Below are 2,511 nucleotides of genomic sequence, written 5' to 3' on the forward strand. Positions count from 1 at the left end.
CGACGGTCTTTTCTTTAAGTTTGATGGCCCAGTCACGACCACGCATCGCATAGACGTTGGCCAAGTCGCCGCCTGGTACTGGGATGCTGGCTGGCACTGCACCGGCCGACAAAACCAATTTATCGTATGGTTCTTTTCGAGTCGTATCATCATCAAGATTATGCACGGTTACGGTGTGGGCATCCGGGTCAATTGACGTGACTTCTTGGTGCACGAAGACGTTAACGCCCTTGGCACGCATCCCCTTTGCCGTTGCATAGCGAACGGAGTTAACATCTTTGACGACGCCTTCCAAGTAAAGCTGCATGCCGCAGGAGAGAAACGAAATGAAGTCACCTTTCTCATACCACTGAATCTCAGTATCCGGTTTTTCAGCCAATATTCCTCTAACAGTTTCAAATCCACCGTGAGATGAACCAACAACAATCACTTTCATCAACGATTCCGCCTTTCTATTTACGTGATTAACAAGTCATTTACTTGTTACATATAGCGTAACATATTTTGATACCGAGTTGTTGAAATAGATTGGAATGGTTATAAATAAAAAATGAGGCACTTTAATTTTGATTTTTTAAAAAGTTATTAATTGACCTACAAAACTGCAATTTGGTAACTTTCATGTTGTTTGAGTAAGGAGATGCATCTTAACACCGTATTTAGAATAATTATATTAAAAGCGTTATCTGACGGTCTTCGGTTTACAAAAAAGCGCCTCGAAAACGAGACGCTTAACTTTATTAATCGCTTAAATAGGTGATGGTCACTGTTCCGGCAGCTTTGGCGGCAATCAACAGGCATTTTTCATTCATCATAAAATCTGGACTGTGGTGGGGATGATTGGCACCATCGTCGGTCATACAACCGACATAAAAGAAGATACTGGGCCTTTCTTGGGCGAAGTAGGCAAAGTCTTCGGAAGGATCCTGAAGGCCAAAGTCGGTAATTTGGGTGACTTCGGGAATCTTTGCGGCTTCCAATGTTTGGATGACTTGCTTGCTGAACTGAGGATCATTGTATAAGACTGGGTAATTGTCATCATAGTCGATGGTACTGTGAACGCCAAACATCACTTCGATACCGTGGGCGATTTGCTCGACTTGCTGGCGGATCTTTTTCCGGGTCGCTTCTTTCATGACCCGGACGTCACCTTTTAACGTAACGGATTCTTTGATCGCGTTAAACGAGCCAACACCATCGAATGACCCAATCGTGACGGAACCGGTATCAAACGGGTCCAGTCGGCGAGAAATCACCGTTTGTAGGGAAGTGACGAAATAACTTCCAGCCACGATAGCGTCATTTGAAAGATGTGGCATTGAAGCGTGGCCGCCTTTTCCGGTAAAGGTGATGGTAAAATCAGAGCGGCCGGTTTGGCTTTCTCCGTAATGGTAGCCGATTGCCCCAGTTGGCATTGAAGACATCACGTGAATGCCGATCACATTATCGACGTCATCCAGCGCGCCATCTTTGATCATTGATTTGGCTCCACCGGGAGAGACTTCTTCAGCCGGCTGGTGGATGATTCGAATTGAGCCTTTTAAGTGATCTTTAAGAGCGATCAGGTTCTTGGCCAAAACCATCATGTAAGCAGTGTGACCATCATGACCGCATGCGTGCATGACACCTGGATTCTGGGATTTGAAAGGCAAATCATTGTCTTCTTGAATTGCCAGGGCGTCAAAGTCGGCGCGCAAGGCGAGCTTTGGTCCAGGATTTTCGCTATCGATATCGACCAAGAGTCCATAACCGTCGCCACAGTTTCGGACGGTGCAATCAAGTCCCTGATAAAAATCTTTGATATAGGCTGCAGTTTGTTTTTCCTTAAACGATAATTCCGGGTGTTCATGAAGATGGCGGCGAATCTTGATCATTTCGTCTTCATCCGCTTCTAACCGCTGCATCAATTCTTTTTCAACATCCAAATGAATAACCTCCTAATTATTTGTTTGCTGGCTGTTTACGTCGACTTACTACCTTAAGCAATAAGGGCTTAATTCGATTAAAAATGACTTCAGCGACGACAAAACCGACTGCCAAAGCAATGGCGATCGTTAACGCGTTAAACATGTATTGGCCGGTCCGCCATTCGTTTCCAAGGGTAAAACTTCTCATGCCCAGGTATAGAATCCCGCCGGGAACTAATGAAACCAGGCTGGGGACGTAGATGATATTAACGGGTACCCGAAAGATCACCGCCGAAATATTACCCAGAATCCCAATAACGATCGCCGCCGTAAAGTTCGATAGAATTAAGCCGTGATCAACTTGAAGGACCAGGTAATAAGCGACCCAGGCAAGCGATCCGGTAATCCCTGCGGGAAGCAGTGATCGCCGCGGAACGTTGGTGACCAGGCCAAAGCCAACGGTTGAAAGAAAACTGACGATTAATTCAACTAAGACTTTCATAGGCCACCTCCGAGATGAAATAAAATTGAAGAAACAGCAGCGCCAATGACGACTCCCGCGCCAATTGAGCCGGCAATAATCAACGCATCAACCGCCCGGACC

At 45.9% G+C, this 2,511-nt stretch carries 3 protein-coding genes; all 3 read right to left on the reverse strand.

What is annotated here, in order from left to right; genetic code table 11:
* Nucleotides 1–436, reverse strand: a 436-nt coding sequence (locus tag AB3112_RS10685) for an FAD/NAD(P)-binding oxidoreductase (RefSeq protein ID WP_367334475.1), incomplete at its 3' end; no start/stop codon positions are given.
* Nucleotides 437–740: 304 nt separating this feature from the next.
* Nucleotides 741–1,925 carry an amidohydrolase gene (locus AB3112_RS10690; RefSeq protein ID WP_367334476.1) on the reverse strand — a complete coding sequence of 395 codons (1,185 nt, stop codon included), beginning with the start codon at nt 1,923–1,925 and terminating at the stop codon, nt 741–743.
* A gap of 16 nt (nt 1,926–1,941) precedes the next feature.
* Nucleotides 1,942–2,409, reverse strand: coding sequence for a threonine/serine exporter family protein (locus AB3112_RS10695; protein WP_057910976.1), 468 nt, complete (start codon nt 2,407–2,409; stop codon nt 1,942–1,944).
* Nucleotides 2,410–2,511 lie beyond the last annotated feature (102 nt).

It is taken from the genome of Lentilactobacillus sp. (genome assembly GCF_040773105.1).
Classification (GTDB): Bacteria; Bacillota; Bacilli; order Lactobacillales; family Lactobacillaceae; genus Lentilactobacillus; species Lentilactobacillus parabuchneri.